Annotated in this window: 22 protein-coding genes and 2 pseudogenes; 22 read left to right on the top strand and 2 right to left on the bottom strand. The window is 59.2% G+C overall.

Annotated elements, in window-relative coordinates:
* Position 1 precedes the first annotated feature (1 nt).
* The 12 genes from nifS to ACWGS8_RS32520 all read left to right on the top strand — a co-directional run bounded on the left by nifS (position 2) and on the right by ACWGS8_RS32520 (position 11,163).
* Positions 2–1,180, top strand: a complete 1,179-nt coding sequence (gene nifS, locus ACWGS8_RS32575) for a cysteine desulfurase NifS (protein ID WP_454584785.1) — start codon at positions 2–4, stop codon at positions 1,178–1,180.
* A gap of 63 nt (positions 1,181–1,243) precedes the next feature.
* Positions 1,244–1,627 (top strand): nitrogenase stabilizing/protective protein NifW, encoded by a 384-nt coding sequence (gene nifW, locus ACWGS8_RS32570; protein WP_454584820.1) that lies wholly within the window; start codon positions 1,244–1,246, stop codon positions 1,625–1,627.
* Positions 1,628–1,807: 180 nt separating this feature from the next.
* On the top strand, positions 1,808–2,686 hold the full coding sequence (locus tag ACWGS8_RS32565) for an electron transfer flavoprotein subunit beta/FixA family protein (RefSeq protein WP_454584784.1): 879 nt from the start codon (positions 1,808–1,810) through the stop codon (positions 2,684–2,686).
* Positions 2,674–3,783: an electron transfer flavoprotein subunit alpha/FixB family protein gene (locus tag ACWGS8_RS32560; protein WP_454584783.1), complete on the top strand. Its 1,110-nt coding sequence runs from the start codon at positions 2,674–2,676 to the stop codon at positions 3,781–3,783. The genes ACWGS8_RS32565 and ACWGS8_RS32560 overlap by 13 nt, the downstream gene beginning before the upstream one ends.
* Before the next feature lie 11 nt (positions 3,784–3,794).
* Positions 3,795–5,102 (top strand): FAD-dependent oxidoreductase, encoded by a 1,308-nt coding sequence (locus ACWGS8_RS32555; RefSeq protein WP_454584782.1) that lies wholly within the window; start codon positions 3,795–3,797, stop codon positions 5,100–5,102.
* Between the two features lie 11 nt (positions 5,103–5,113).
* The gene (locus ACWGS8_RS32550; protein WP_454584781.1) at positions 5,114–5,413 is read left to right on the top strand and encodes a ferredoxin family protein; all 300 of its coding nucleotides are present in this window, start codon (positions 5,114–5,116) and stop codon (positions 5,411–5,413) included.
* A gap of 610 nt (positions 5,414–6,023) precedes the next feature.
* Positions 6,024–7,712, top strand: coding sequence for a nif-specific transcriptional activator NifA (gene nifA / locus ACWGS8_RS32545; protein WP_454584780.1), 1,689 nt, complete (start codon positions 6,024–6,026; stop codon positions 7,710–7,712).
* 234 nt (positions 7,713–7,946) lie between these two features.
* Entirely contained in the window at positions 7,947–9,398 is a 1,452-nt protein-coding gene (nifB, locus tag ACWGS8_RS32540) for a nitrogenase cofactor biosynthesis protein NifB (RefSeq protein ID WP_454584819.1), read from the top strand.
* Between the two features lie 35 nt (positions 9,399–9,433).
* Positions 9,434–9,628 carry a 4Fe-4S binding protein gene (locus tag ACWGS8_RS32535; protein WP_454584779.1) on the top strand — a complete coding sequence of 65 codons (195 nt, stop codon included), beginning with the start codon at positions 9,434–9,436 and terminating at the stop codon, positions 9,626–9,628.
* 69 nt (positions 9,629–9,697) lie between these two features.
* Positions 9,698–10,012, top strand: coding sequence for a nitrogen fixation protein NifZ (locus tag ACWGS8_RS32530; RefSeq protein WP_454584778.1), 315 nt, complete (start codon positions 9,698–9,700; stop codon positions 10,010–10,012).
* Positions 10,009–10,221, top strand: coding sequence for a putative nitrogen fixation protein NifT (gene nifT / locus ACWGS8_RS32525; RefSeq protein ID WP_454584777.1), 213 nt, complete (start codon positions 10,009–10,011; stop codon positions 10,219–10,221). The genes ACWGS8_RS32530 and nifT overlap by 4 nt, the downstream gene beginning before the upstream one ends.
* Before the next feature lie 39 nt (positions 10,222–10,260).
* On the top strand, positions 10,261–11,163 hold the full coding sequence (locus ACWGS8_RS32520) for an SIR2 family NAD-dependent protein deacylase (protein ID WP_454584776.1): 903 nt from the start codon (positions 10,261–10,263) through the stop codon (positions 11,161–11,163).
* Positions 11,164–11,392: 229 nt separating this feature from the next.
* Here ACWGS8_RS32520 and ACWGS8_RS32515 read toward each other — a convergent pair whose 3' ends face one another.
* Positions 11,393–12,325: a LysR family transcriptional regulator gene (locus ACWGS8_RS32515; protein WP_454584775.1), complete on the bottom strand. Its 933-nt coding sequence runs from the start codon at positions 12,323–12,325 to the stop codon at positions 11,393–11,395.
* Between the two features lie 482 nt (positions 12,326–12,807).
* Here ACWGS8_RS32515 and ACWGS8_RS32510 point away from each other — a divergent pair, with 482 nt between their 5' ends.
* Positions 12,808–13,593 carry a sulfotransferase gene (locus ACWGS8_RS32510; RefSeq protein WP_454584774.1) on the top strand — a complete coding sequence of 262 codons (786 nt, stop codon included), beginning with the start codon at positions 12,808–12,810 and terminating at the stop codon, positions 13,591–13,593.
* Between the two features lie 641 nt (positions 13,594–14,234).
* Here the strand turns inward: ACWGS8_RS32510 and ACWGS8_RS32505 are convergent.
* Positions 14,235–14,366 carry a hypothetical protein gene (locus tag ACWGS8_RS32505; RefSeq protein ID WP_454584773.1) on the bottom strand — a complete coding sequence of 44 codons (132 nt, stop codon included), beginning with the start codon at positions 14,364–14,366 and terminating at the stop codon, positions 14,235–14,237.
* 1,306 nt (positions 14,367–15,672) lie between these two features.
* On the opposite strand from ACWGS8_RS32505, the gene ACWGS8_RS32500 reads away from it, so the two are divergent.
* From ACWGS8_RS32500 to ACWGS8_RS32460, 9 genes and pseudogenes are all read left to right on the top strand, one after another.
* Positions 15,673–16,263 (top strand): NodA family N-acyltransferase, encoded by a 591-nt coding sequence (locus ACWGS8_RS32500; protein WP_454584818.1) that lies wholly within the window; start codon positions 15,673–15,675, stop codon positions 16,261–16,263.
* Positions 16,260–16,937: a chitooligosaccharide deacetylase NodB gene (gene nodB / locus ACWGS8_RS32495; protein ID WP_454584772.1), complete on the top strand. Its 678-nt coding sequence runs from the start codon at positions 16,260–16,262 to the stop codon at positions 16,935–16,937. Before ACWGS8_RS32500 ends, nodB begins: the two co-directional genes overlap by 4 nt.
* A complete protein-coding gene (gene nodC / locus ACWGS8_RS32490; protein WP_454584771.1) occupies positions 16,934–18,289 on the top strand; it encodes a chitooligosaccharide synthase NodC in 1,356 nt (451 codons plus the stop codon). Before nodB ends, nodC begins: the two co-directional genes overlap by 4 nt.
* Before the next feature lie 26 nt (positions 18,290–18,315).
* Positions 18,316–18,642, top strand: a complete 327-nt coding sequence (locus ACWGS8_RS32485; RefSeq protein ID WP_454584770.1) for an SAM-dependent methyltransferase — start codon at positions 18,316–18,318, stop codon at positions 18,640–18,642.
* A gap of 905 nt (positions 18,643–19,547) precedes the next feature.
* Positions 19,548–20,462: a nodulation factor ABC transporter ATP-binding protein NodI gene (gene nodI / locus ACWGS8_RS32480; protein ID WP_454584769.1), complete on the top strand. Its 915-nt coding sequence runs from the start codon at positions 19,548–19,550 to the stop codon at positions 20,460–20,462.
* Positions 20,462–21,247 carry an ABC transporter permease gene (locus ACWGS8_RS32475; RefSeq protein WP_454584768.1) on the top strand — a complete coding sequence of 262 codons (786 nt, stop codon included), beginning with the start codon at positions 20,462–20,464 and terminating at the stop codon, positions 21,245–21,247. Before nodI ends, ACWGS8_RS32475 begins: the two co-directional genes overlap by 1 nt.
* Positions 21,248–22,730: 1,483 nt before the next feature.
* A pseudogene (locus ACWGS8_RS32470) lies at positions 22,731–24,062 on the top strand (serine hydroxymethyltransferase); the annotation flags it as partial.
* 53 nt (positions 24,063–24,115) lie between these two features.
* Positions 24,116–25,312 carry a methionine adenosyltransferase gene (metK, locus tag ACWGS8_RS32465; RefSeq protein ID WP_454584767.1) on the top strand — a complete coding sequence of 399 codons (1,197 nt, stop codon included), beginning with the start codon at positions 24,116–24,118 and terminating at the stop codon, positions 25,310–25,312.
* Positions 25,313–25,406: 94 nt separating this feature from the next.
* Positions 25,407–25,613: pseudogene (locus ACWGS8_RS32460) on the top strand (adenosine kinase); the annotation flags it as partial.

The following is a 25,613-nucleotide window of genomic DNA, read 5'->3' as shown; positions in this document are numbered from 1 at the left end:
CATGAGGCCGGTCTATCTCGACAACAACGCAACCACACGAGTGTATCCTGAAGTCTATGAGGCGATGCGGCCGCTGTATATGGATCAGTTCGGCAATCCTTCGTCAAAGCACGGATTTGGCGCTGCCGTGAGCGTGGCCATGAAAAAGGCGCGTCAGCAGGTGCAAGCGCTGATCGGCGCGCAATTCGACGATGAAATCGCCTTCACGTCGGGCGGAACGGAAAGCAACAATGCGGCGATCCTTTCGGCGCTCGGGGTGATGCCTAACCGCACAGAGATCGTGATCTCCGCGGTCGAGCATCCGGCCGTGCTGGCGCTCTGCGAACATCTTGAGAAGACATGCGGCATCAAGGTGCACAAGATCCCGGTGGATGGCCGTGGCCGGCTCGACGTTGACGCCTATCAGGCTGCCCTCACCGGCGACGTGGCAATCGTCTCGATCATGTGGGCAAACAATGAGACCGGCACGATTTTCCCTACGGCGGAGCTTGCTAAATCGGCCAAGGAAGTCGGTGCCCTGTTCCATACGGACGCGGTGCAGGCGGTCGGTAAGCTCCCGATGGACCTGAAATCAACAGCAATCGACATGCTGTCGCTCTCCGGGCACAAGCTGCACGGCCCCAAAGGGATCGGTGGGCTTTATGTCAAGCGCGGCGTGCGCTTCCGTTCGCTGATCAAGGGGGGGCACCAGGAGCGCAACCGGCGCGCCGGTACAGAGAATACCCCTGGTATAGTCGGGCTCGGCAAGGCAGCCGAACTTGCCATGAAATTCATGGATGAGGACAGCAAGCTGATAAGATCTCTCCGCGATAGCTTGGAGCGCGGGCTTCTCCAGCGCATTCCACACGCTTTCGTGACCGGCGATCCGCTGGATCGGCTCCCGAATACGACCAACATCGCCTTCGAGAATATCGAAGCCGATGGCCTGCTGCTTCTTCTCGATCGCGAGGGCATCGCCTGTTCCTCTGGCTCGGCCTGCAGTTGCGGCTCGCAGGAGCTCAGCCATGTCCTGAAAGCAATGAACGTTGCCGGCAGCGCTGCACAAGGGGCAATCCGCTTCTCCTTGTCGCGCTACAACAGCGGGAAGGATATCGACCGGGTGCTCGAGGTCATGCCCGCACTGGTGGCGAAGCTGCGCGACCCCTACCCGGCCTGCAACGGATACGGCGAGGGGATTTGAATGCGGATTTTGGTGGAGAAGGAAGCCGAGCCCGAGAGACCATCATCACCAAGGAGTTTACAAATGAGCCACTGTTCCACCGAAAGGCCAATCGTCGACGTCACCGACATTCTCACGCGGCTGAAAGGCTTGTCTGCTGCGGAGGAGTTCTTCGTGGCCCTTGGCACCTTCTATGATCCGAAGGTGCTCAATGTCTCGCGGCTCCACATCATGAAGCGCATGGGCCAATATCTTGCCGAAGAGGATTTCTCAGGTCTCACCGACCAGGTGATCGCCGCACGCGCGCGCGCCACACTCGAACGCGCCTATGAGGACTTCGCGACTTCCTCGCCACTCAAGCAACGAGTCTTCAAGGTGCTGAAAGACCGCGACCCAAATCGGCCCGCCACGCCGGGCCGCCCCTTCGTCCCGTTCGATTCCGTCCTGAAGCCGTTCGGAAAGGAGTGAACGCGACACGTTTGCCACAGGACATGTCGTGAAGCTCACAAACCCGCCTCCTACGGAGACGCCTCAGGAGCATAGTGCCGCATCTCAAAGCTATGGCGCCATACTTAACGGTTGGTACGAATGGTGCTTGCAGGCAGGTCAACCACCAAGCCGCATCCCGATAGAAGCCAGAGAGACCGCATGCATATCGTCGTCTGTATCAAACAGGTGCCGGACTCCGCCCAGATACGCGTCCACCCGGTGACGAACACCATCATGCGCCAGGGTGTGCCGACTATCATCAACCCATACGATCTGTTTGCCCTTGAAGCAGCACTGAGACTACGCGACATCGACGGCGGCGAGGTCACCGTGCTCACCATGGGGCCGCCTATGGCAGAGGATGCGCTGCGCAAGGCGCTCACCTACGGCGCTGACCGCGCCGTGCTCCTGACCGACCGGTTTTTTGCAGGTTCCGACACCCTGGCGACTTCCTTCGCTCTGTCTCAGGCAATCGGCAAGATCGGCGAGATGTTCGGCCCACCAGACATCGTCTTCACTGGCAAGCAAACGATCGACGGCGACACGGCCCAGGTCGGGCCAGGCATCGCCAAGCGCCTCGATCTCCTGCAACTCACCTATGTCGCGAGAATCGCCTCCCTTGATCTCGATGCGCGAGAGATCACGGTCGAGCGCCGCGCGGAAGGCGGCATGCAGATGCTGAAGAGCAAGCTTCCTTGCCTCATTACGGTGCTGGAAGGTGTCAACGAGATCCGTCGCGGCTCGCTGCACGATGCTCTGCGCGCCGCGCGCAGCCAGATCGTAAGGTGGAGTGCGGCCGAGGCTGGTATCGGGGACCTGGGCAAATGCGGCCTACGCGGATCGCCAACTGTCGTGAAGCGTGTGTTCGCCCCGCCCAGCCGGGGAGAAAAGGCGGTGCAAATCGACACTGCAGACAAGGCGCTGCGAGATCTCGCCGACGAGCTGATTGCCGCAATTTTCGCGCACCAGCCGGCGCTGGAACACGAATTGGCCTTCGAGGGTGGCTCGGGGCGAGGAAGCTTAGGATGTCGCTTGTGAATCAAGAAACCCCGCCTGCCGCCAGTGGTCGTGCCGGCATGAAGAAGGATTTGCCCGAGCGTTTCAAGGACTACCGGCACGTCTGGGTTTTCATCGAGTTGGAGCGCGGCGAAGTCCATCCGGTTTCTTTCGAACTGCTCGGGGAAGGCCGTAAGCTGGCCGACAAGCTCGGTGTGCAGCTTGCGGGAGTCGTGCTCGGACCGCCGGGAGAGGCCTCCGGGTATGCCGTTGCCCAGGCCTTCGCCTATGGTGCCGACCTTGTCTATATCGTGGAGGCGCCGCTGCTCGCCGACTACCGCAACGAGCCCTTCACCAAGGCAATGACTGACTTGGTCAATCAATACAAACCCGAGATTTTGCTTCTGGGTGCCACCATGCGTGGCCGGGATCTTGCCGGCTCCGTGGCGACCACCCTACTGACTGGGCTCACGGCCGACTGCACCCAACTTGACGTGGATCCTGACGGTTCGCTTGCCGCGACCCGGCCGACTTTCGGGGGTTCGTTGCTATGCACCATTTATACGCTCAATTGCCGGCCACAGATGGCGACAGTGCGACCGAGAGTCATGGCGTTGCCGCAGCGTATGGAAAGGCCAGTCGGGCAGGTTGTCCAACACAAGATGTCGATGCTCGAAGAAGAGATCGTCACCAAGGTCCTTGGCTTCTTGCCCGATGCGCAGTCGGTCAAGGCGAATCTGGCCTATGCCGATGTCGTGGTCGCGGGTGGTCTCGGTCTGGGCGGGGCGGAGAACCTGCAGGTCGTCACGAAGCTCGCGCGGACGCTCGGCGCCGAATATGGCTGTTCGCGCCCGCTGGTCCAGAAGGGCTGGATGCCAGCTGAACGGCAGATCGGCCAGACTGGCAAGACCATCAGACCGAAGCTCTACATCGCGGCCGGAATTTCCGGCGCCATCCAGCACCGGGTGGGCATTGAAAGCGCCGATCTGATCGTGGCCATCAATACCGATCCGAACGCGCCGATTTTCGATTTCGCCCATATCGGTATCGCCACCGATGCGATCCGCTTCCTGCCGGCGTTGACGGAAGCCTTCACCCGGCGACTGTCGCCGCACAGTCGCGACAAGCTTGCGAGCTAAGGGAGACGGCCATGGTCGAGGAAAAGTTCGACGCTATCGTCATTGGCGCCGGCATGGCCGGGAACGCAGCTGCTTTCACGATGGCAAGCTGCGGCCTGAAGGTGCTGCAACTGGAGCGCGGCGAGTATCCGGGCTCCAAGAATGTTCAGGGCGCCATCATGTATGCAAACATGTTGGAGAAGATCATCCCGGACTTTCGCGATGACGCGCCTCTTGAGCGGCATCTGATCGAGCAGCGCTTCTGGATGATGGACAATACATCCCATACTGGGATCCACTATCGGTCCGACGACTTCAACGAGGCAAAGCCAAACCGTTACACAATCATCCGCGCCCAGTTCGACAAGTGGTTTTCGCGCAAGGTGCGCGAGGCCGGCGCGACCCTCCTGTGCGAGACGACGGCGACAGAGCTCGCATACGACAACACGGGCAAGGTCATAGGCGTTCGCACCGACAGAGCCGGCGAGAGGATCTTGGCGGACGTGGTCGTACTCGCAGAAGGCGTTAACGGACTGCTTGGCACGCGGTCGCGCCTGCGCGAAACGCCAAGGCCAGAGACCGTGGCTCTCGCCGTCAAGGAAATGCATTTCCTGCCCGAAGAGGTGATCGAGCAGCGCTTCGGCCTCAAGGGCAATGAAGGCTGCGTGATCGAGGCGGCAGGCACCATCTCCCGCAGCATGACGGGCCTCGCGTTTCTCTACACGAACAGGGAATCGATCTCACTTGGCATTGGTTGTCTCGTTTCCGATTTCGCCGCCACGATGGAGAGCCCCTACGTCCTGCTCGACGCATTCAAGAACCACCCCTCAGTCCGAACGCTGATAGCGGGCTCGGAGGTGAAGGAATATGCCGCCCATCTTATTCCCGAAGGTGGCTATAAGGCGATCCCGCCGCTCTTCGGCGACGGTTGGGTCGCAGTCGGAGATGCAGCGCAATTGAACAACGCGGTTCACCGTGAGGGTTCGAATCTCGCCATGACCTCCGGCCGCATCGCAGGCGAGGCGATCGTTGACATCAAGAGCCGGAACGCCCGGATGAGCAAGCGGAACCTCGTCCTTTACAAAACCATGCTGGACAGGTCGTTTGTCCTCAAGGACTTGCGAAAACACAAGGACATGCCGGCACTGCTGCACACCAACTCGCATAACTTTTTTGTGACATACCCGCAGCTGATTTCTCTGGCCGCGCAGAATCTCGTGCGGGTCGACGGCACTCCGAAAATCGATAAGGAAAAAGCGACCACTGCTGCGTTCATCAAGGCGCGTTCGCGCTGGGGGCTGGTCGGCGACGCGCTTCGCATGGCGTTGGCCTGGCGTTGAGGGAGAGTAAGATGACGATCGCAGTGCCGGCCGTACGTGTCGAAGACAAGCTATATCAAAACCGTTATCTCATCGATGCAGGGCGCCCCCACATCAAGGTGCGACCTCACCAAAGCCCGAGCGCGAGCCTGCTCGCGTTGACATGCATCTGCCCTGCCAAATGCTATGAGCTGAACGCCACGGGCCAAGTTGAGATCGCAGCCGACGGGTGCATGGAGTGCGGCACATGCCGAGTGCTGTGCGAGGCGAGTGGCGAGATCACGTGGAACTATCCGCGCGGCGGTTTCGGTGTCCTCTTTAAGTTCGGATAGCTGACGCATTCAGCAGCAGAGTGAGCCAGGTTGCAACTTATAATTGCGGCAACCTGTCGCATCTTATGCGTTGCAGCGCACCTCTCGCATTGTTGAAGTGCATCCGGCTCCCAAATCGGGAAAGTTGTTTTGCGAAGCAGCTTAGCTTTAATCGAGGAGCGCCCGGATGCCGCCACAGTGATATCGGATCAGTTTGAGTTCGCACCTGCTCTAAAGCACGCCGTTGCCGGTTTTGACTGTGGACGTTCGGATTCTGACGCGCTTTTGCTGGGTCTGGCGGACCGAGCGGCCGGGCTGTCTGGTTGCTTCGCCCGGCGCTTCGCGGACGTCCACAAATCCGCTTTGAGGAGCGCGCGGTGAAGATGCCTGGTGGCCAGCGCTATCTTCGCCATCGCTCGGCGATGAAATTTTCACAAGGGGTTGCGACATAATCGGCGGTGCTGTCCGGCAAGCTTCAAGGATCTCGATACGCCGCCCCGCCGATTGTTTGCGCCAACCCGCAAGCCCCAAGTCGACCCGCATCTCGTAATGATTGCTCGGGATATCTCTAGAAACTTCAGTTTAAGGTGTGCTTGGCGAGTGCATCCCAGACAAATTCGGAGGCACTTCCATGGATTACACGCGGCGGGATGAAGTCGATCATGCAGAGCCTGGCGACACCATCGAAAGCGGGCGCGGAGCGCATCTTCCGCTCGAGGGGATCTACGAGATATCGAAGGTCCTGACCGCCCCCTTCAGGCTGGAGACCAGGCTTGCCAACGCCATAGCCCGACTCTCCTCGTTTGTGCAAATGCGTCATGGGGAAATCATTGTCGCCGGGACTGACAGAGAGTCGGGGTTTGTCGTCACTGCTGGCGGCGTCTATCCACTTCAATCAGCCATCCCGAAGGCCGTATTAGACCAAATCGTCGCGACGGGGATCCCGGTGGTCGAACAGGATATCAGCAAGTCGGAACTATTTCAGGCTGATTCCCAGATGCCCTTGAGCGGCGACACTGTGCCGGTGAGCTTTATCGGTGTTCCCCTCAAAGCTCAGCATGAAACCCTTGGAACATTGTGGATCGACCGCGTCGGGGACGGCTCGATCAATTTCCGCAATGACGAGGCCGTGGGCTTCCTAAGCATGGTCGCCATCCTCGTCGGCCAAATCATCTATCTCGATCGCCTTCCGAGCACGTTGGGTCAACGGCTTACCGAAGAGAAACCGGAACCCTCGCCCGGCGATGGAAGGACGGATCGTGACCGGCATCCGCACGTCAAAATCGACGGTATCGTGGGGGAGAGTCCCGCGCTCATACAGGTGCTCGAAATGATCCCGGTCGTGGCAAGCACGAATGCCCCCGTGCTGCTGCGGGGGGAAAGCGGCACCGGCAAGGAAGCCGTCGCAGAGGCAATCCATCAATTCTCACCTCGGAAGAACAAGCCCTTCGTCAGGTTGAACTGCGCCGCGCTCTCTGAAACCGTCCTGGAATCGGAACTGTTCGGGCACGAAAAGGGCGCCTTTACTGGGGCTATCGCGCAGCGCGCCGGCCGTTTCGAAATGGCGCATGGCGGAACCCTGTTGCTTGATGAAATCGGCGAGATTTCTCCTTCCTTTCAAGCCAAGCTGCTGCGCGTCTTGCAGGAAGGCGAACTGGAGCGGGTCGGCGGCACCAGAACGCTAAAGTTCGATGTCCGGCTTATATGCGCCACCAACAAGGACCTTGAAACCGCTGTGCGGAATGGGGAGTTCAGGGACGACCTTTATTACCGCATCAGTGTGATACCAATTGCGTTGCCTCCGCTCAGGGAGCGCCCCGGAGACATTCGACTCCTTGCCGAATTCTTTCTCGATCGGTTTGACAAGGAGAACAATCGCGATCTCACCTTCGCATCCTCGGGGCTTGATGTGATCTCGCAATGCCCCTTCCCTGGCAACATCCGAGAGCTGGAAAACTGCGTTCGAAGGACGGCGACACTTGCCCGGTCGAAGACGATAGGTCAGTCGGATTTCGCCTGCAGGAGTGGCCAGTGTCTTTCTTCGCTCATCTGGAAAGGAGCCGGCTGTTCTCAGGGCACAAACGCCGTCGCCGATCTCGCTCGTGGCACGATGAACCGAGGATCGCATCTGCCGGCCGATCGGAACGATCCCAATTGTCACGCAATGGGCAGCCCGCGCCTGACGGAACGCGACCGGCTGATCGAGGCCATGGAAAAGGCAGGCTCCGTCCAGGCTAAGGCGGCTCGTCTCCTCGGTCTCACGCCGCGGCAAGTCGGCTATGCTCTACGCCGGCACGGTATTGAGGTGAAGAAATTCTAGGCCTAACGTCTGGATGATGTGAAGTTTGGAAGTGCCCCCGCCCTGTGCGGACCAGAGACGGTCGCTGTGGCGATCCCACACGCTTCTCCGATGTCGGAAGCCCGACAAATCCAGGTCGTAGGCAAGCTGATAAATCAGACACGAAAAGCCGAGATTTCGGGTGAGCGTCGCCTTTCGTGGTTGGCATAGCTCTTGCGGCTGGAAGTGCAGGTCAGCCAGGAACAGAGCTATTCGATGTCGACACCGAAGATTTCGCCTGAACGCGAGACCACCGCGAAATCGGCTGGATGCGCATCGTCAGCGTGCGGATCCTCCGCCGGGCCTAGCGACATGGAGCCGACCATCTGGGAGAAGGTCAAGGACCATCCGTGCTATTCAGAAGAGGCGCACCATTATTTCGCGCGCATGCACGTGGCGGTCGCCCCGGCCTGCAACATTCAGTGCAATTACTGCAATCGCAAGTTTGACTGTGCCAACGAAAGCCGACCTGGGGTCGTCTCGGAAAAGCTGACGCCAGATCAGGCGGTGCGCAAGGTGATCGCGGTCGCCAATCAAGTACCGCAGCTTTCCGTGGTCGGCATCGCTGGACCGGGCGACGCCTGCTTCGACTGGAACAAGACACAGGCCACATTCAAACGCATCGTCAACGAAATCCCCGACCTCAAGCTTTGCATCTCCACCAACGGGCTGGCGTTGCCGGACCATGTCGCCGAGCTTTGCGACATGAATGTCGACCACGTGACAATCACCATCAACATGGTCGACCCGGAAGTTGGCGCGAGGATCTATCCTTGGATCTTTTACAAGCAACGCCGCTACACCGGGGTCGAAGCCGCCCGGATCTTGAACGAGCGGCAGATGTTGGGCCTGGAAATGCTGACGGCGCGCGGCATCCTGACCAAGATCAATTCAGTGATGATCCCAGGCGTCAACGACGAGCACCTGATCGAGGTCAATAGATGGGTCAAGGAGCGCGGTGCCTTCCTGCACAACATCATGCCACTGATTTCGAACCCGGAGCACGGCACCCATTACGGCCTGACCGGGCAGCGAGGCCCAAAGGCGATGGAGCTGAAGGCTCTTCAAGATCGTCTAGAGGGCGGCGCTAGATTAATGCGCCATTGCCGGCAGTGCAGGGCCGATGCCGTTGGCTTGCTGGGCGACGATCGTGGCCAGGAGTTCAGCCTCGACCGGATCTGCGAGGAGGTCACCTATGACGCAAGCAGGCGCGACGTTTATCGCGAGGTGGTCGCGCGCGAGCGCGGCGATCGAGCGGCGGCTAAAAGCGAGGCGACCAAGCTGGTCAAAGGAGCGGGTTCGGGCAAGTCACTTCTTATCGCCGTGGCCAGCAAAGGCGGCGGCCGCGTCAACGCACACTTCGGTCACGCGAGAGAATTCCAGCTCTATGAGGCCTCGCCGCAAGGAATCCGCTTGGTCGGGCATCGGACGGTCGAGCAATATTGCCTGGGTGGCTGGGGCGAAGATGCCACCCTAAAAGGCGTGATCGCGGCCCTCGAAGGAATAGACGTCGTGCTGTGCGCCAAAATCGGGGATTGCCCGAAGGCTCAGCTCAGGGGAGCCGGTATCCGGGCCATTGATGATTATGGCTATGAGCATGTCGAGACCGCGATCAGCACGGTCTACGCCGCCGAGTTTGGGGCCAAACCATTGGCCGCGACGGCCTGACATCTCTCAATCAACTGACCAGGAGTTGACGACAAATGGCGTTCAAGATCATCGCATCCCAATGCACCCAATGCGGTGCCTGCGAGTTCGAATGTCCTTCCGGTGCAATCAAATTCAAAGGCGAGGCCTACGTTATCGACCCGGAGAAGTGCACCGAATGCAAGGACACCTTCGATGCACAGCAATGCGCCTTGGTCTGTCCGGTGGAGATGACCTGCGTACCCGCCTGACGTCCGATCGGCTCGCGAGGCGCCTCGAGTTCTTCGTTCCAACCTCAACTGCGAAGAGGAAGAACAGCCATGACCCTTCGGCCCGAACACGAGGTTGAAATCCGCAAGCCTCCACGGTTTATGCCCGGTGAACGGGTCCGCGCCACACGTCACATCAAGAATGACGGTACCTACCCTGGCAGGGAGATCGGAGAAAGCCTGGTGTTGAAGGGTGACGAAGGGTACGTGCGTGACATCGGCACCTTTCTCCAGCAGTTCTACATATATGCTGTCGAATGGATCGGCCGTGGCACGGTCGTGGGAATGCGTGCGCGCGAAATGGTGAGCCTCGAGAATGCCGGGGCGGAAATTACGTCTGCTCCTGGCAAGGGAGCAGCCGGATGAAGTTGATGATCCGCAGGACCGGCAACGGCCTGTCGGCCTATGTTCCCAAGAAGGATCTCGAAGAGCCGATCGTTCAGGTTGAGAACGAAGGCTTGTGGGGCGGGGCCGTCATACTCAGGAACGGCTGGCGCTTCGTCCTGCCCGACCTTCCGCGAGATACGCGCCTGCCAATCACCGTTGAGGCCAGGAAAATATCCGACGGGGATTAGGACGGCGGGTTGACGGGCATGAAGCCAGGAGGACCGAGCATGAACACTTTCCCGCGCCATCTTTTAATCACTCGGGACAGCCATGCAGACACGCGGCTTGATCTGCTCAAGGGAGCGCTCGCGGCCGACGCGATCATTCCTTATCTTGGCCCGGGTCTCCTCCAACTCGGGTGCGCAAAGCCCGTTGTACCGGATACTCCAGAAGCAGTCGCTGAGGCACTTAACAAGCGCGCCCCGGCTCCATCCAAGATCCGCACCAATATGTGGTCTGTCGCGCAGTTCATCGAGCAGCGCCGGCATCGCCGGACGCTCCAGGCTTGGATGGCCGAGATTTTCGCCGCGCCGGCGGCGCCGACGGTCCTCCACGCCTGGCTCGCCACGCTGCCGCTCTCGCTCATCGTCGACAGTTGGTATGATGGCGCCATGCGCGCGGCCCTGGTCGCGACCGGCCGAACGGATGTCGTCGAGATACAAGGGCTGACGCGGGCGAACGAAATCGGGGACATTTGGACGAGGGCCTACGATTTGTCCGGGATCGAGCTCGACGTGGTACCCCCGGTTGAGACGGTCCTCTATGTGCCTCACGGCAGTGTCAGGCCGGCGGCAAACTTCCTGGTCTCAGATTCCGACTATGTCGAAGCGTTGACAGACCTCGATATCCAGACGCCGATCCCTGATCAGGTGAAGCAGCGGCGCAGCAATCGGGGTTTTTTCTTCATCGGCTGCCGCTTCGACGATCAGATGCTGCGCACCTACGCCCGGCAGATCATGAAGCGGTCTGACGGGCCACATTTCGCGCTGATCGATGGGTCGGTGCTGACCAAAAACGAACGCCGTTTCCTCGCAGCATACGCCGTCACAGTCATTGACATGCCGATACGCGAAGCCGCGGCTCGGCTTGCTGGCTCGAGCCTGTCACCAGGTGTCCAGCATGACGATTGAGACGGAGCCGATTTTGGATCAGCGCCTGCAGCATAGCTGACCTGTCATTTGCGGCGCCTCTGCGCCTTGGCGACGCGTTGGTGCCGCAAAACCCAGAGGTCGCCCAAGGGGCGGTCCGACAAACTTGGCGAAAGCGACGGTAGATTGCGCGAGAGAGGTCGCGGCGTGACGATACCAGTCGAATGGGGCCGCCGCACGCTAAAGTCTCGGCAATCCACTTGAGGAACGTTCAGACCTTCGCGATCTTGTGCGGCGGAGCCATGCGGGACGCTTCCTGGAGTAATATGTCCCGCATCCAGATGCTCGCCGAATCGCTGTTGTGAATGGCAGGCCATTGCACGGTCTCCGCGAGTGGGGGAAGCGGCAGCGGAAGATCAACGATCTTCAGCGGTATCAATGGTGCGAAATATTCGACCAACCGTAAGGGTAGGGTCGCTATCCGCTCCGTGCCTGATAGCATAGCGGGAACCATGCCAAAGCCCTGCACCACCACCTCGATACGCCTCTTGCGGCCGTGCTCGAGCAAAAACCATTCTTCGATGGAGGGCTGCCGCGTACGCCCGAACTTGACAGTGACGTGCCCCATGGACATGTATCGCTCAAACGTAAGCGGACGCGATAAATGCTTGTTCGTGGCGCAGCCGACGCACACGAGCGTGTCCTCAAACAGTGCTGCTCTGGGATGCTCGCTCGACATGAACACGTCCGGAAGAATTAGAAAATCGATCTCACCCCGTCGGAGAAGCTCGTCAGGGTGGTCCATGAGAGGTACGACCTCGAAGCTGACGGAGGGAGCTTCCCGCGCGACACGCTCTACAACCTTTTGAAAATATATAAGGGTCATGAAATCGGAAAGGCTGACTTTGAACCGGCGCTCCGACTGAACTGGGTTGAACCTGTCCCGGGAAATAATTGAGAGCTGGATGTGAAGCAGTGCCTCGCGGACCACGGGGGCGAGGTCTTCCGCGCGCGGAGTGGGGACAAGTTCGCGGCCCCTCATCGTAAATAGCTCGTCGCGGAAAAAGTCGCGCAACCGGTCGACAGCCGCGCTCATGGCAGGCTGGCTCAGATTGATGCTGCGTGCGGCAGCGGTGAGGTTGCGCTTGTTCATCAACGCGTCAAGCACGACGAGAAGGTTTAGATCAAGGCCCTTGAAGCGCACTTGTTAGTTATCCATAGCGTGGATGGGATGCATCAAAACAATTGATTTTACGCCTTGTATGAGGACCTGCATAGAAAAATGTCAATCGCGAAAGCACATATCATGCCTGTTCACTTTGCCTGGCTCCCGAGGTGCTCAGCCGATGGGCATGGCGCGCCCACAACAAAAGCTCCCCGTGAGCGGTTTAGGACACTGGGCAAAGCTGCCCACGCATCCCAAACTTTCTGGTTGGATCGCGTGACGCGGGCCCCGGCCAAGCAGCAGGGGGAAGTGATTCGATCCGCCTTCCTAGTTCGGCGGGAATGATCGACGGAGCTTGCCAACCACGTCGAACTCGCCACGTTTCTCTCGAAACCCCTGGGGACTTCTGAACGCCAGACGCAAAGGCACCGAAAGTGTGAGGCCTGCTGCACCGTTTCATCCAAGATTCTATCCACTTGGTCAACACGACTATCATCAGCAATATTGATCGGAGACACGCAATGACCCGACCCGTGCCGTCGCCTGGCCCATTTGTGATCCTTGCGATGCCTAGGACGGGCACGCACTACCTGGAAGAATTGCTGAACGAGCACCCGAACGTACTGAGCAACGGTGAGTTGCTCAACACTTACGATACGAATTGGGTCGATAAGGATCGCTTGGCAGGCAGCGATGGCGCGCTTCTTGAGCTTGCCTACTTGCGTTACCCCAACGGAACCAACAAGAAGGCGACGCGCGTTGGTTGCAAGATCAACGAACCTCAGTTCAACGAGCGTCCGAGCTTTTTTGCGAAGCTTGCCCGTTGGCCAGGCCTCAAGGTGATCCTCCTGATCCGCAAAAACACGTTGGAATCGCTGCGATCGCTGACACAGGCGAGGCAGACCCGCCAGTGGCTGAAGTTCAGTTCGGACAACGACGCCGCTCCATCCGTGAAACTGGGAATCGCCTGCTGCGAGGCTTACTTCAAGAGCGCCGACGAATTCCACGATCGCGTCGCGCGCTCCTTTGGGTCCACCAACTTGCATGTGGTCGAGTATGAAAGCCTTCTTAGCGAGCCGTTCACGTGCTTGGCACCGATCTGGGATTTTCTGGAAGTTCCACCGCTTGTTGGGCTCCCTGGTGAAGCCATCCTTAAGCGCCAGGAAGCTCGCCCCCTGAACCAAACGATAGAGAATTTCGAAGAGTTGCGGCGCCACTTTGCAGGCGGACCTTACGCGAGATTTTTTGAGATCGGCGACCGTGTGACTGGTCGTCGTGGCGGCAAGCGGCGACCTGCCCCTCGTTAGGCTCCGCGGTTCCGGCGAACGCGAGCTTATCTGTCCTTTGCGACAAGGGCGCAACTGTGCACTTCGACCAAAAAAGGCTCGACGGCAAAGGCGAGCATGGGGGTCAAAATCTGGACACCGTCATGGATATCAGCCCGTCTTGTCCATTTGAGACGAGTACCGTCACTGATCTGTCGCCAGCACGCGTTCTGGTGCTTCAGGAGTCGACGCCATCATCCCCTGCCTCGGACAAAGTCGTCGCGCCGCGCAGCAAAACCTGCCGGCTCCGCTGGTGGGAAGGGCAGTCGCCCCCCATGTTCTGTTATGCTCATGCCGTTTCTCGGCGCGGCTGTGGTGGGTCTCTTCCAATGATAGACTGCGGCCCTCCTCGGCCTCATTTCATAAAATCAGGCCGCTTCTGCTGCCGCTTTGGCGCACGCTATTCGACCCTACTTCCTTGGCGGGCCGCCATCCTAGGGCGGACTGAGTGCAATGGTCGAACGAAAAGCGGATCGTGACGCTTGATCCTGCTCAGGGAAGCGCGCTTCTCCCATCCATACCCTGGATAGCGTACATCAAACCAATCGATTTCGACATTTTAGAGAATGCTGCATTAAGAGTCGAAGCTTAAATTTGGGACCTTAAGGAGGGTCGCTAAACCTCTAGCAGTCTGTTGAAGAAGTTTGCCGTATTGCCTTGAGGAGGGCTTCGTCGCCGTTGTGGTAGGCGAATGTGATCTCGAGCGAGCCGTGGCCGAGCAATTCGGCATGGCCATCGCCTGTGACTTCGTCCATCTCGTCACATCCACCCCATGTGAAGTGAACTACATTCGATCAGCGCATCGGCGATATCTCTGCCTGCGCATCGCCGGCAATTTCGTCAACAATGACATCGTCGGCAGCCTGGAACATGCAACAAGGGTGGTGGGGGCTCGCGCGTTCGTGATTCTGGGGCATTCCCATCTGGTGTCGCCAAGGGAACCATCGGTGAGGCCCAGCTTGGCAACCTTACCGCTCCCTCGCCAAGATCAAGCCGTTCGTCACTGCCACGATCAGTCACGGAGAGCCCAATTCACACAACAAGGAGTTCGTTCACGCGGTGGGCGAAACGAACGCCGAACAGCTCGATCATGAACGCAATGGCGGAAGCCAGAGAACTGCGCCTCACCTGGGCCATGCGCGAAGTGGCGACTGGGCATGCCCCTTCGCCGGCCAGACGTAGGGGAAATACTCGGCCAATTCGGATGGAAGTTCACAGGCAATTCGGGGCGGGCCATCCGCTAAACCGCCACGGTATTTCCTATTCGATGCAAGCCATGGCCAGGCACAAGGCGCGGCCCGGGCAGTGCTGACCTTTATGCGTCTGTGGCACCTGGAGCAGCGAGAGATGAGGTCACAATGCGGCAACCGCTAGCAGATCACGACGAAATCATTTTCCGGCAGCCCGCGGCCTGTCGTACCCCCCTTAGCTGATCTGGCACTCGCGGAAGAAGCGGTTGTGTGCGTCAAGTTCTGCAAAAATGGGCGACCATGGATCGCGACTTCGTCAGGTTGTCGTAAGCAATGGTTTCTATGCTCGCCTTAACGATTGCTCGCCACCTTGCGACCCAAAGCTGGAAGATGGCCTCGACTCCGTATCTCCAGCGACGGCGGGGCGCCTTGGTCGGCTACGTGCGTACTCGCGATCGGCCGTCCAGATTACAACAGGCCGTGTGTGTCGGAACGGGCGTAAGGCTGCTCGTGACGCTTGAGGTGCTCAGGTCAGCTGCCATCCATGACCTGGATGATTTCCATCAAAACAATCGATTTTACCTATTTTAGCAAATACTGCATTAAGTAACTCGAAGCTTACAATCGAAACCCAAATAAGGATTTCTGTCTACGACCTGAATTCCAGAGGAAGCCCTGGTTTGAGAGAGCGTAAACTGATTCCTATGTCTGTTGTCATGTGCTTCGGGACGATGCCCAGCCCATATCGCGTTGATTGAACCTACCAAGCTCCCGTCAAGCTAATCGGGCCATAACGCATATCTTTCGAATTGTTACTAAATCGGATCGCGTGATGCGTGAGTCAAGACATCAAGAAAGATCATGTTGTTCCATTCGCTCTCAGTTGAGCTGGAGGCTGCGTTGGGAGAATGAACTTGATCTTGACGACCATGTGGAACTTTCCGCGTTCCTCCGCAAGATTTATGGGAAGACCGGCAGTTTCAACGCAAAACCATTCGAAGGCAGCCAAAGTTGGAGCGGTGCGAGGCCTGAGCTGCGTGCAATCGGCTATGACTGCAAGGGGGTGGCGGCTCACATCGGCCTGCTGCGCCGCTTCATCAGGATCGGCACCGTCGATCTTCTGGTGGCAGAACTTGGCCTATACGGGGTACGTCCGGATCTTGAGGGGCTCTGGATTGCCCATTCAGTCCGGGTCATGCATCCAGTACTGCGGGAACTCAACGTCCCATTCGCCTTTGGCACGGTTCGACCGGCACTCCAGAACCACATTGCAAGGTTCAGTCGAAATGGCCTGGCGACGATCATGCCGGGGATCCGCGTGCGATCGACCCTTCCATGTGCGCGTCTGGACAAACCGCCAACCCGCACGGAGGACGTAGTCCTAATTGTTCTCCCGATTGCGCAGCCGATGTCCGAATGGCCCGCCGGCACGTTAATCGAACGGAACGGACCAGAGCTGTGAGACCCCTCGACTGCATATCCGAAGTCGATGATGAATGTGCCGACGGCACTGGCCGACGCGCAGTTTATTTGACGTTTGACGACGGTCCTAATCCGGTTTGCACACCGGACGTCCTCGATCTGCTGGCGGAAAACCACGCGTCGGCAACCTTCTTCGTTATCGGAGCGTATGCGGCAGACCAGCCCAAACTCATCCAACGAATGATTGCAGAAGGGCACCGGGTCGGCAATCACACGATGACGCATCCAGACTTGTCTGGATGCCGGCCCTCCCAGGTACACTATGAAATACTCGAGGCAGACAGGGTCATTCGGATCGCCTGTCCACAAGCTTCGGTCGTACATATGCGCGCGCCGTATGGCAACTGGACCGAACAAGTGCTCACGCATTGTGGGCGTGCTGGTCTCGTCCCGGTCCACTGGTCGATCGACCCTCGCGACTGGTCTCGTCCCGGGGTCGACGCGATTGTCGACGCAGTCATTGCCTCTGTCCGTCCAGGCGCAATGGTGCTGTTGCACGATGGCTGCCCTCCCGACGAGTTCAGGCCGGACACTCAGGCCGGTCTGCGGGACCAGACGCTGACGGTTCTGTCTCGTCTCATTCCAGAGCTTCATGAGCGGGGATTTGCAATCCGCTCCCTCCCCGACACCACTCAACGAAGTGAAACCCCATGACCTTGCTCGACGCAATCAGCACTGGTGCTGTCTCGACCTATGCGCTGCTCTCGGCCGCGTACAAAAGCATGCAGACGGTTTATGCTTCACCGGCCGACCTGTCGTCGACCTCGGACGGCCAGGCCGGCTCCCATCGTCTGCCGAGCGTGGACGTCATCATCCCTTGCTACAATGAGGATCCGGGCACGCTCTCGGCCTGCCTAGCGTCAATTGCGGACCAAGACTATGGCGGAGAACTGCGAGTCTATGTAGTCGATGACGGCTCTGCAAATCGCCTTGCCGTGGGACCTGTTCACGACCTTTACGCGCTCGACGGGAGGTTCAACTTCATTCTGCTGCCGCAGAATGTTGGAAAGCGCAAGGCACAGATCGCCGCCATACGCCGCTCATCCGGAGACTTGGTGCTCAACGTCGACTCCGACACGACACTGGCTTCCGACGCCGTGACGAAGCTTGCGCTGAAAATGAGAGATACACAGATCGGCGCGGCCATGGGTCAGTTGATAGCCAGCAACAGGAACGAGAATTGGCTGACCTGGTTGATCGACATGGAGTACTGGCTTGCTTGCAACGAGGAGCGCGCGGCGCAGGCTCGTTTCGGTGCGGTCATGTGCTGCTGTGGCCCCTGTGCCATGTACCGCCGGTCGGCGCTTCTCATGGTTCTTGATCAGTACGAAACGCAGCAGTTTCGTGGCAAGCTAAGCGATTTCGGTGAGGATCGCCATCTCACGATCCTCATGCTGAAAGCAGGCCTGCGGACCGAGTACATTCCGGACGCGATTGCAGCAACGGTCGTGCCGGATCGGCTGCGGCCATACTTGCGCCAACAACTGCGATGGGCGCGGAGCACCTTCCGAGACACGCTGCTTTCGCTGCGCCTGCTACCCAGTCTCGATCGCTATCTCACATTGGACGTGGTCGGACAAAATGTCGGGCCGCTGCTCCTCGCCGTCTCGGTATTAACGGGGATCGCGCAGCTGGCGCTGACTGAAACAGTGCCTTGGTGGACAGGCGCCATGATTACGGCCATGACCATGATCCGCTGCAGTGTGGCAGCGTTTCGTGCTCGCGAACTACGATTTCTGGGGTTTTGTCTACACACGCCCATCAATCTGTTCCTTTTACTTCCGTTGAAAGCGTATGCGCTTTGCACATTGAGCAACAGCGATTGGTTGTCGCGCGACTCTGCTGCCACGGTTCCCAGCGGCGGTGGCAAAGGCGTCCCGATCAGAAACCCCGATGTTGGTTCGATAGCCACGGACTTGCCGGATAGTGCGGCGCCATCGCGCTGGCCCACTCTTTTGGGGGCGTTCTCGACGGTGACGTCATCCGGCTTCGGCACCCAAGAGTGATTGCCTATCGGACTAGGAGACAAGTCTTGGCAGAGGATGGTGGCCGTCGCTGGTTGCATTTAGAATTGGCCACGGACGATTCATGGCGGCTCGACGGCAAGGCGTTCGAGCGCGGGAATCACCCTGAAGCGCTCGAGCCGTCGCTTTCCCCAGGTTCTGTCAGCAACGCGCTCCAAATCGGATGCGGGACCGGCGCGTTTGGCGAAAACTTTCGACCCACTACCGCCGGCTCACGGTCATCGCCGTCGTGCGGCGAGCGCAAGCTCGAAGGCGGAACCGAAGAACGAGCTCAACACGTCTGCCTCAGGGTCGGAGAGGTTGAAATGTTCTCGAGCCAGGAGCCGTCGATCTGATTGTCGCTGCGGAAATTCTATACGGCCGCCGCGGTCAAGGCCGGTATGCGCGCGGCTATCCGAAGGCTTGCGACTATGTCGGGCGGCATTTGGCTTTCGTTCAGCGCGCGATGCCACTGGTCGGTGCTTGGGCACGCCGCTGGCGCCGACACCGCAACAGCATGCCCCATAAGACCACGCCGACCGTCAGCAGGTGTAGATGTGAATCATCAACAAAGACGGCGTGCTCCGGTTTCGACGTTCGATTCGGGGTGGATCGAATTCCGGCCGACGAAAGCGGGAGACTAGGAGAGCCGAATGGAAGTATCATATTTCTTGATACACGTGATCGGTGCATCAGCGGCCTTCGCCGCGGCGACCTATTGCTTGACCGGTTCGTTCGGTCAGTCGGTTCTCTGCGCCGTGCTCACTCAGGTCGGGTACTTCTTAGCGATGCTTTGTCTGGTGGGGAGGAAGGAGCAGAGCTCCACGAGCGGTTCACGACCGCACACCCAGGAGCCGAGGCGGCGTCTGAGTGAAGGTAGACCTCTCTGTGAAGGCTGAATAGCGCGCGGGCGATAAAATGGAGGCACTATGCGCACCTGCGGCATGAATCTAACGCGTGACGGGGCGACTGCCCATGTCGAGGACGGATGCCTCTTCTGTCACTTTGAACAGGAGAAGCAAGGCGAGGCTCTGCCCAATCAGATTGCCGAGTATCTTGAAACGGGTGGGACCGCCGTCGCGGGAGGCGGTCAGGATGCAAAAGGTGGTGATAGGCTCGTGAGCGACTGCTGGCACGGTGCGCCCAATTCACCGATCTCGGTCATCAGCGACGTCCCCCTCCTCTCTCCGCTCGAGTCTTCGCAATTTTCTCCATGTGACCTGATGCTGGTCGGCGGCGTTCTGCAGGGGGAGACGAGTACATGTCCGCGCTAGCCATCGACCTTGACCGCGTGAACAAGTCCTACGGCAACAAGTTGGTTGTGGACGGGCTGTCGTTCACTGTGGCGGCGGGAGAATGCTTTGGCCTGCTGGGTCCGAACGGCGCGGGCAAGAGCACGATTACGCGTATGCTCCTTGGCATGACACCGCCTGATTCCGGCAGGATCACGGTGCTCGGCATGCCAGTACCAGCACGCGCTCGGCTGGCACGCGGGCGCATTGGGGTGGTCCCTCAATTCGATAACCTCGACCTCGAGTTCACCGTACGTGAAAACCTGCTCGTGTTCGGGCGCTACTTCGGCATGAGCACACGCGCGTTGAAAGCAGTGATACCGTCGCTGCTCGAGTTCGCCCGCCTCGAGAGCAAGGCCGATGCACGCGTCGGCGCGCTGTCCGGTGGCATGAAGCGGCGCCTGACGCTCGCGCGAGCGCTGATCAATGACCCGCAGTTGCTTGTGATGGACGAGCCCACCACAGGCCTTGATCCGCACGCGCGCCACCTAATCTGGGAGCGGCTGCGCAGGCTCCTGGCGCAAGGCAAGACGATCATTTTGACCACCCACTTCATGGAAGAGGCCGAGCGACTGTGCAACCGACTGTGCGTCCTAGAGGCAGGGCGCATTATCGCCGAGGGGCGCCCACACGCGCTGATCGAAGAGCAGATCGGGTGCCAGGTGCTTGAGATATACGGTGGTGACCCGAATGAGCTGAGTGCGATAATCAAGCCCCACGTTGAGCGCATCGAGGTGAGCGGCGAGACGCTCTTTTGCTATGCGCACGATCCCGAGCAGGTACGGGTGCAGCTCCACGGACACGCGGGTCTGCGTCTCCTGCAGCGTCCACCGAACCTGGAAGACGTCTTTTTGCGGCTGACCGGGCGCGGGATGGAGAAATGATGATAGGCGAACGTAATGCGGCGGCTCTGCCAGCCAATGCGTGGAACTGGGTCGCGGTATGGCGCCGTAACTACCTCGCATGGAAAAAGGCGGCGCTTGCCTCGCTTATCGGCAACTTGGCCGACCCTATGATCTCGCTGTTCGGGCTCGGCTTTGGCCTCGGAATGATGGTGGGGCGCATTGAGGGCACGTCCTACATAGCATTTCTAACAGCGGGCATGGTCGCCGCTAGCGCGATGACCTCCTCCACTTTCGAAACGATCTATGCAACTTTCGGCCGAATGCAGCGGACCTGGGAAGGAATCCTGTACACACAGCTCACGCTCGGCGACATCGTGCTGGGTGAATTGGCGTGGGCAGCCACGAAGGCTTTTATGGCCGGCACCGGAATCATGATTGTAGCCACTATGCTGGGCTATGTGACATGGCCCTCCGCGCTCTATGCGCTGCCTGTCCTTGCTCTCACTGGCCTTGCTTTCGCGAGCCTGGCGATGGTCGTGACGTCGCTCGCACCCAGTTACGACTACGTCATTTTTTACCAGACGCTCGTCATCACACCCATGCTTTTCCTCTCCGGAGCTGTCTTCCCGGTGAGCCGAATGCCTGGGGTTTTTCAGCAGGTAGGCGGCTTCCTGCCGCTTGCACATTCAATCGAGCTAATTCGTCCGGCCATCCTTGGCCACCCGGCCGGTGCTGTCGGCCTGCATGTCGGCGCGCTGTGCCTATACACTGTGGTGCCGTTCTGCCTTTCGGCGGCACTGCTACGTCGACGCCTAATGCCTTGATGGCCGTCCGGACAGCCGATGCATTGCCGTGAACTTGGCCAAGTGTGCTGAATGCAGCGAACTCGACTTGCGATGACCTGACGGAGTTCGTGGTTGGGAGTCATCAAGAGTTTTCTAATGGGGGCTGGCGCTCACGGTCACAGCTCAGCACCACGATTGGACGCTCTCCTGATCCGCCGCCACCGAACTGAGTAAATATCCATATTCCGGTCAAATCCGCCTGAACCTCGCGCACTTGCGCCCACACTCCGCAGTTGCTCAACGGTGCCCGTCGCCGATCGGGGGAGCCGCCCCGCCTCTTCGGCATAGCGCTCCGCACGGGTCAGGCCGGTGGTGCTATGCACTGCTGATTAGCAGTCTAGCGCGTCCCCGCGCAGATGCGCCTCGACCGCCGCAGTTATTGAACCGCGCGACCGGTGATAGAATTGCGATTCAATAACCGATCCCGCGGTTCTCCTTCCCCTGTGCACAAGACGCGGCGTGTTCCGACGAAGCCGCCCTTGATTCCGCATTATTGCGCTCGCCGAGAGAGTACCGGCGGAAAGTGCTCCGACAAGGCGACTGAGGTGTGGTCATAGCGCTCAGGGAATCGGTGCTCCGTTTGGACGCGTTGAAGCATAGAAGCATGAACGAAATCCGCTTCGCCGGTGGCGCATGGCGGTTCCGTTTCACCGCAGACATGGCAGGCGTGTACGTGCCGAGGCGCTTACCGCAGCCCCGCGGGGCTCGTGTCGCCGACTTCCTGGAGCGCCACATTGAGCCGCTCGCTGTTTGCTATTCCCCAACATGCCACCCGGAGCGCCGACCGTCGTGCCGATCGAGGGCTCCTCTCTCGAGACGCGCGGAGGCGATGCGATGCTCCTGGTCGGTCGTCACCCGCAGCCACCGCTCCTAGATCATGAGCCGATCCGCAACGCAGCACCCGAAACTCTCGATCAGATGATCCTCGCCGGCCGCTGCCATCAAGCAGATCAAGCAATCGCTCCGCGCTGGCTGACATGGCTGCGGCAGCTCTCGAGTCGGCCTTCTTCTCCGACAGCGGTTCGAGCACGGTCGAGGTGGCCCTGAAAATGCCGGTCGCGCTCGCGCATAGTCGTCAGAGCACAGCCATCGGGACACTATCGGCACGAGTGTCGGCGCGCATGTCGTTTTCAATACTGTATACCGAGCCGCTGCTGTTAAGCACCGTTGCCCTCCGCAGGCCGGGAGCAGAAGACGCTAGCTTAGCTATAGCTAGACGCCTTCGAGCGGCGACGCATGACCGCTCGTTGAATTACATTCTCAATTTTGACGACTGCAACAGATCCTTGAAGCAAATTCACAGACCTTTTGCGATCGAATATCGTTGCTGATGGTACACTGCCCGCAAACGTCCGATATCCAGCGGCTGCAAGTCTGGTGCCGCTTCGTGCTCCGATCGCCGAACGAGAACCACAGGCTTGCAGCGAATGACGAAAAACGAAAATAAGAAGGGGATATAACAATGAACTCATTTCCGGAGCTGTCTTGGGTAACACCAAACCCCCATGGAGAATCGGCGCTGGCCCGGGTGGATCCCCGCGTGCGCGAATTGATTCTGAGGCAGCAGCGGCAGGAGCGGACGACACTTAAACTCGTCGCATCCGAGAACTTTGCCTCCTTCGCCGTTTTGGAAGCGACCGGCTCGATTTTCATAAACAAACATTCCGAGAGGGATCCGGGCGCCGGTTCTATTCGGGGAATAAGATCGCCGAGGAGCTTGAGAAGCTGGCTGTAGAGCGCATGCAGGCGCCGTTCGGAAGTGAACACGCTAACGTCCAACCGTATTCCGGTTCGTCGGCCAACCAAGCTGTTCACCGTGCGCTTTTGACTCCTGGAGACAAAGTCATGGCGTTGCATCTCCCCGAAGGTGGCCATTTCACCCACGGCCGGGCCGTCAACTTCCCAGGCATTGATTACCAGCGCGTACCTTATGGACTGGACGAAACGACGCAGAAAATCGACTACGATCGCTTGCGCGACCTAGCCAGGCGGGAAGGGCCGAAGCTCATTTGGATCGGCAGAACTGCTTATCCACGCGCACTTGATTACACTGTAGTGGCTGAAATCGCCCTCGAGGTGGGGGCCTATCTCGGAGCTGACGTTGCTCAGATAAGTGAACTGATCGTCGCCGGAGCCCACCCCAATCCAGTGGGCCATTGCGACGTCGTTACCAGCACGTCTCACACGTCGATCCGCGGCCAGCGTGGAGGCTTCATTTTATCGAAAAATGAAGATCGCTATCAGGCACGCTATCACCCCAGGAGCAAATACAATCTGGCGAAACGTATAGATCGCTCCGTCTTCCCTGACCTGCAAGGTGGAGCGCATATGAATGTCATCGCGGCTTTGGCTGTGGCCTTGCAAGAGGCCGCGACCCCGTCCTTCCGTGCCTACGGTCAGCAGATCGTGAAGAATGCCAGGGCTCTGGGCGAAGCGCTTCAGGACCGAGGTTTTGACCTGGTCACCGGGGGACTGACAATCACATGCTGATCCTTGATCTGCGGGATCGCCACTGTCAGGCAAAGCCTATGCGGCGCGCCTGACTGAGGCAGGCATTATCACGAACTTCAATTTGGTGCCGGGCGACCGTCGCGATCCGGGCGCCACAAGCGGGATTCGCGTGGGGACGCCAGCCGTGACGTCCATGGGCATGCGTGAGGAGGAAATGGAACAGATCGCTGCCTTTATCTCCACGATTTTCGCACACCCTGACGACGCAGTTGTTCACGCCGGCGTGCGGAACGAGGTTGCGAACTTATGCGCTGCATTTCCGATACCTGGCATCTCAGACCGGGAAGGCAGCCTAAACGAACCATGCAACTCCATTACCAGAAGCGAGGCTACTCCATGGCTAGACAGTTCGTTTTCTCCTCCGAATCCGTCGGCGCCGGACATCCGGACAAGATGGCCGACAACATCTCGGATGCCGTTCTCGATGCGGTCCTCAGTAAAGATCCCAAGGGGCGCGTGGCCTGTGAAGCGCTGGTGAAAAACTGTGAGACTTTGGTGAAGACAGGGATGGTCGTGCTGGCTGGCGAGATCACCAGTGACGCCCAGATCGATTACAGTCAAGTTGCTCGCGATACCATTCTCGATATCGGATACGATGACGACGCCATCGGGTTTGATGGTCGGCGTTGTGCAGTCGTTCTGGCCATCAACGAACAGTCGGCGGGCATCAGCCGGGGCGTCGATCAAGGACGAGGAGTTGATCTCGATCAGGGGGCGGGGGATCAGGGCCTCATGTTCGGATACGCTTGCAGCGAGACCGATACACTGATGCCCTTGCCAATCCAGCTCGCTCACCACTTAACGAAAAGGCAGGCAGAGGTCCGTAAAGCAGGACAGCTCAGCTGGCTATGTCCCGACGTGAAATCGCAAGTCTCGGTCCGTTATGAAGGTTTGCGTCCGGTGGCGCTGGATACAATCGTCCTGTCGACCCAACATGACGAGGAGGTTTCGCAGGAAGCCGTGCGTGAAGGCGTTATTGAGGAGATCATAAAGCCGATCTTGCCGGCCGACCTGGATACGACAGGGATCAGAATCCTGGTCAACCCGACAGGACGGTTCGTGGTCGGCGGACCGCGTGGCGACTGCGGCCTCACCGGACGAAAGATCATCGTCGACTCCTACGGTGGGATGGGCCGCTACGGCGGTGGCGCCTTTTCGGGCAAGGACCCCTCCAAGGTTGACCGTTCTGCTGCTTATGCGGCCCGGTACGTCGCCAAGAATGTCGTTGCTGCCGGACTTGCCGAAGTTTGCGAGGTGCAGATTGCCTACGCAATCGGCGTGGCCAATCCGGTTTCGGTTTTCGTCAACACGTTTGGGACGGCCACGATCGAGGAAGAAAGGATCGAGCGCCTCATTCTTGAGCTGTTCGATCTCAGGCCCAAAGGCATTATCAAGATGCTTGATCTGTTGCGCCCGATATACCGCAAGACCGCGACCTATGGGCACTTCGGCCGTGAAGAGCCTGAGTTCACTTGGGAAAGGACCGACAAGGTGGACGAGTTGCGTCGTGAGCCAGGTTTGGCTGCAGCGTGAGGCCAATGACGGCTCTGCAAGCGGCAGACCATAGCAACGAGGGCACCCGCGCGGGCATGGCGAGAAGCCGGCTTGGTTTTTGGCGGAGACATTGATGCCGGATTATGATGTGCTTTGCATCGGCAATGCGATTGTCGACCTCATCGCCCAGTGCGAAGAGGACTTCCTCCAGACCAACGGCATCATCAAGGGCGCGATGAACCTCATCGACACCCACCGCGCCGAACTGCTCTACAGCCGCATGGGTCCGGCGATCGAAGCCTCCGGCGGCAGCGCCGGCAACACGGCGGCCGGCGTCGCC

Source organism: Mesorhizobium sp. 43Arga (genome assembly GCF_053714255.1).
The sequence above is the reverse complement of the archived record's forward strand: the minus strand, read 5'-3'. Positions and strand labels throughout refer to the sequence as shown.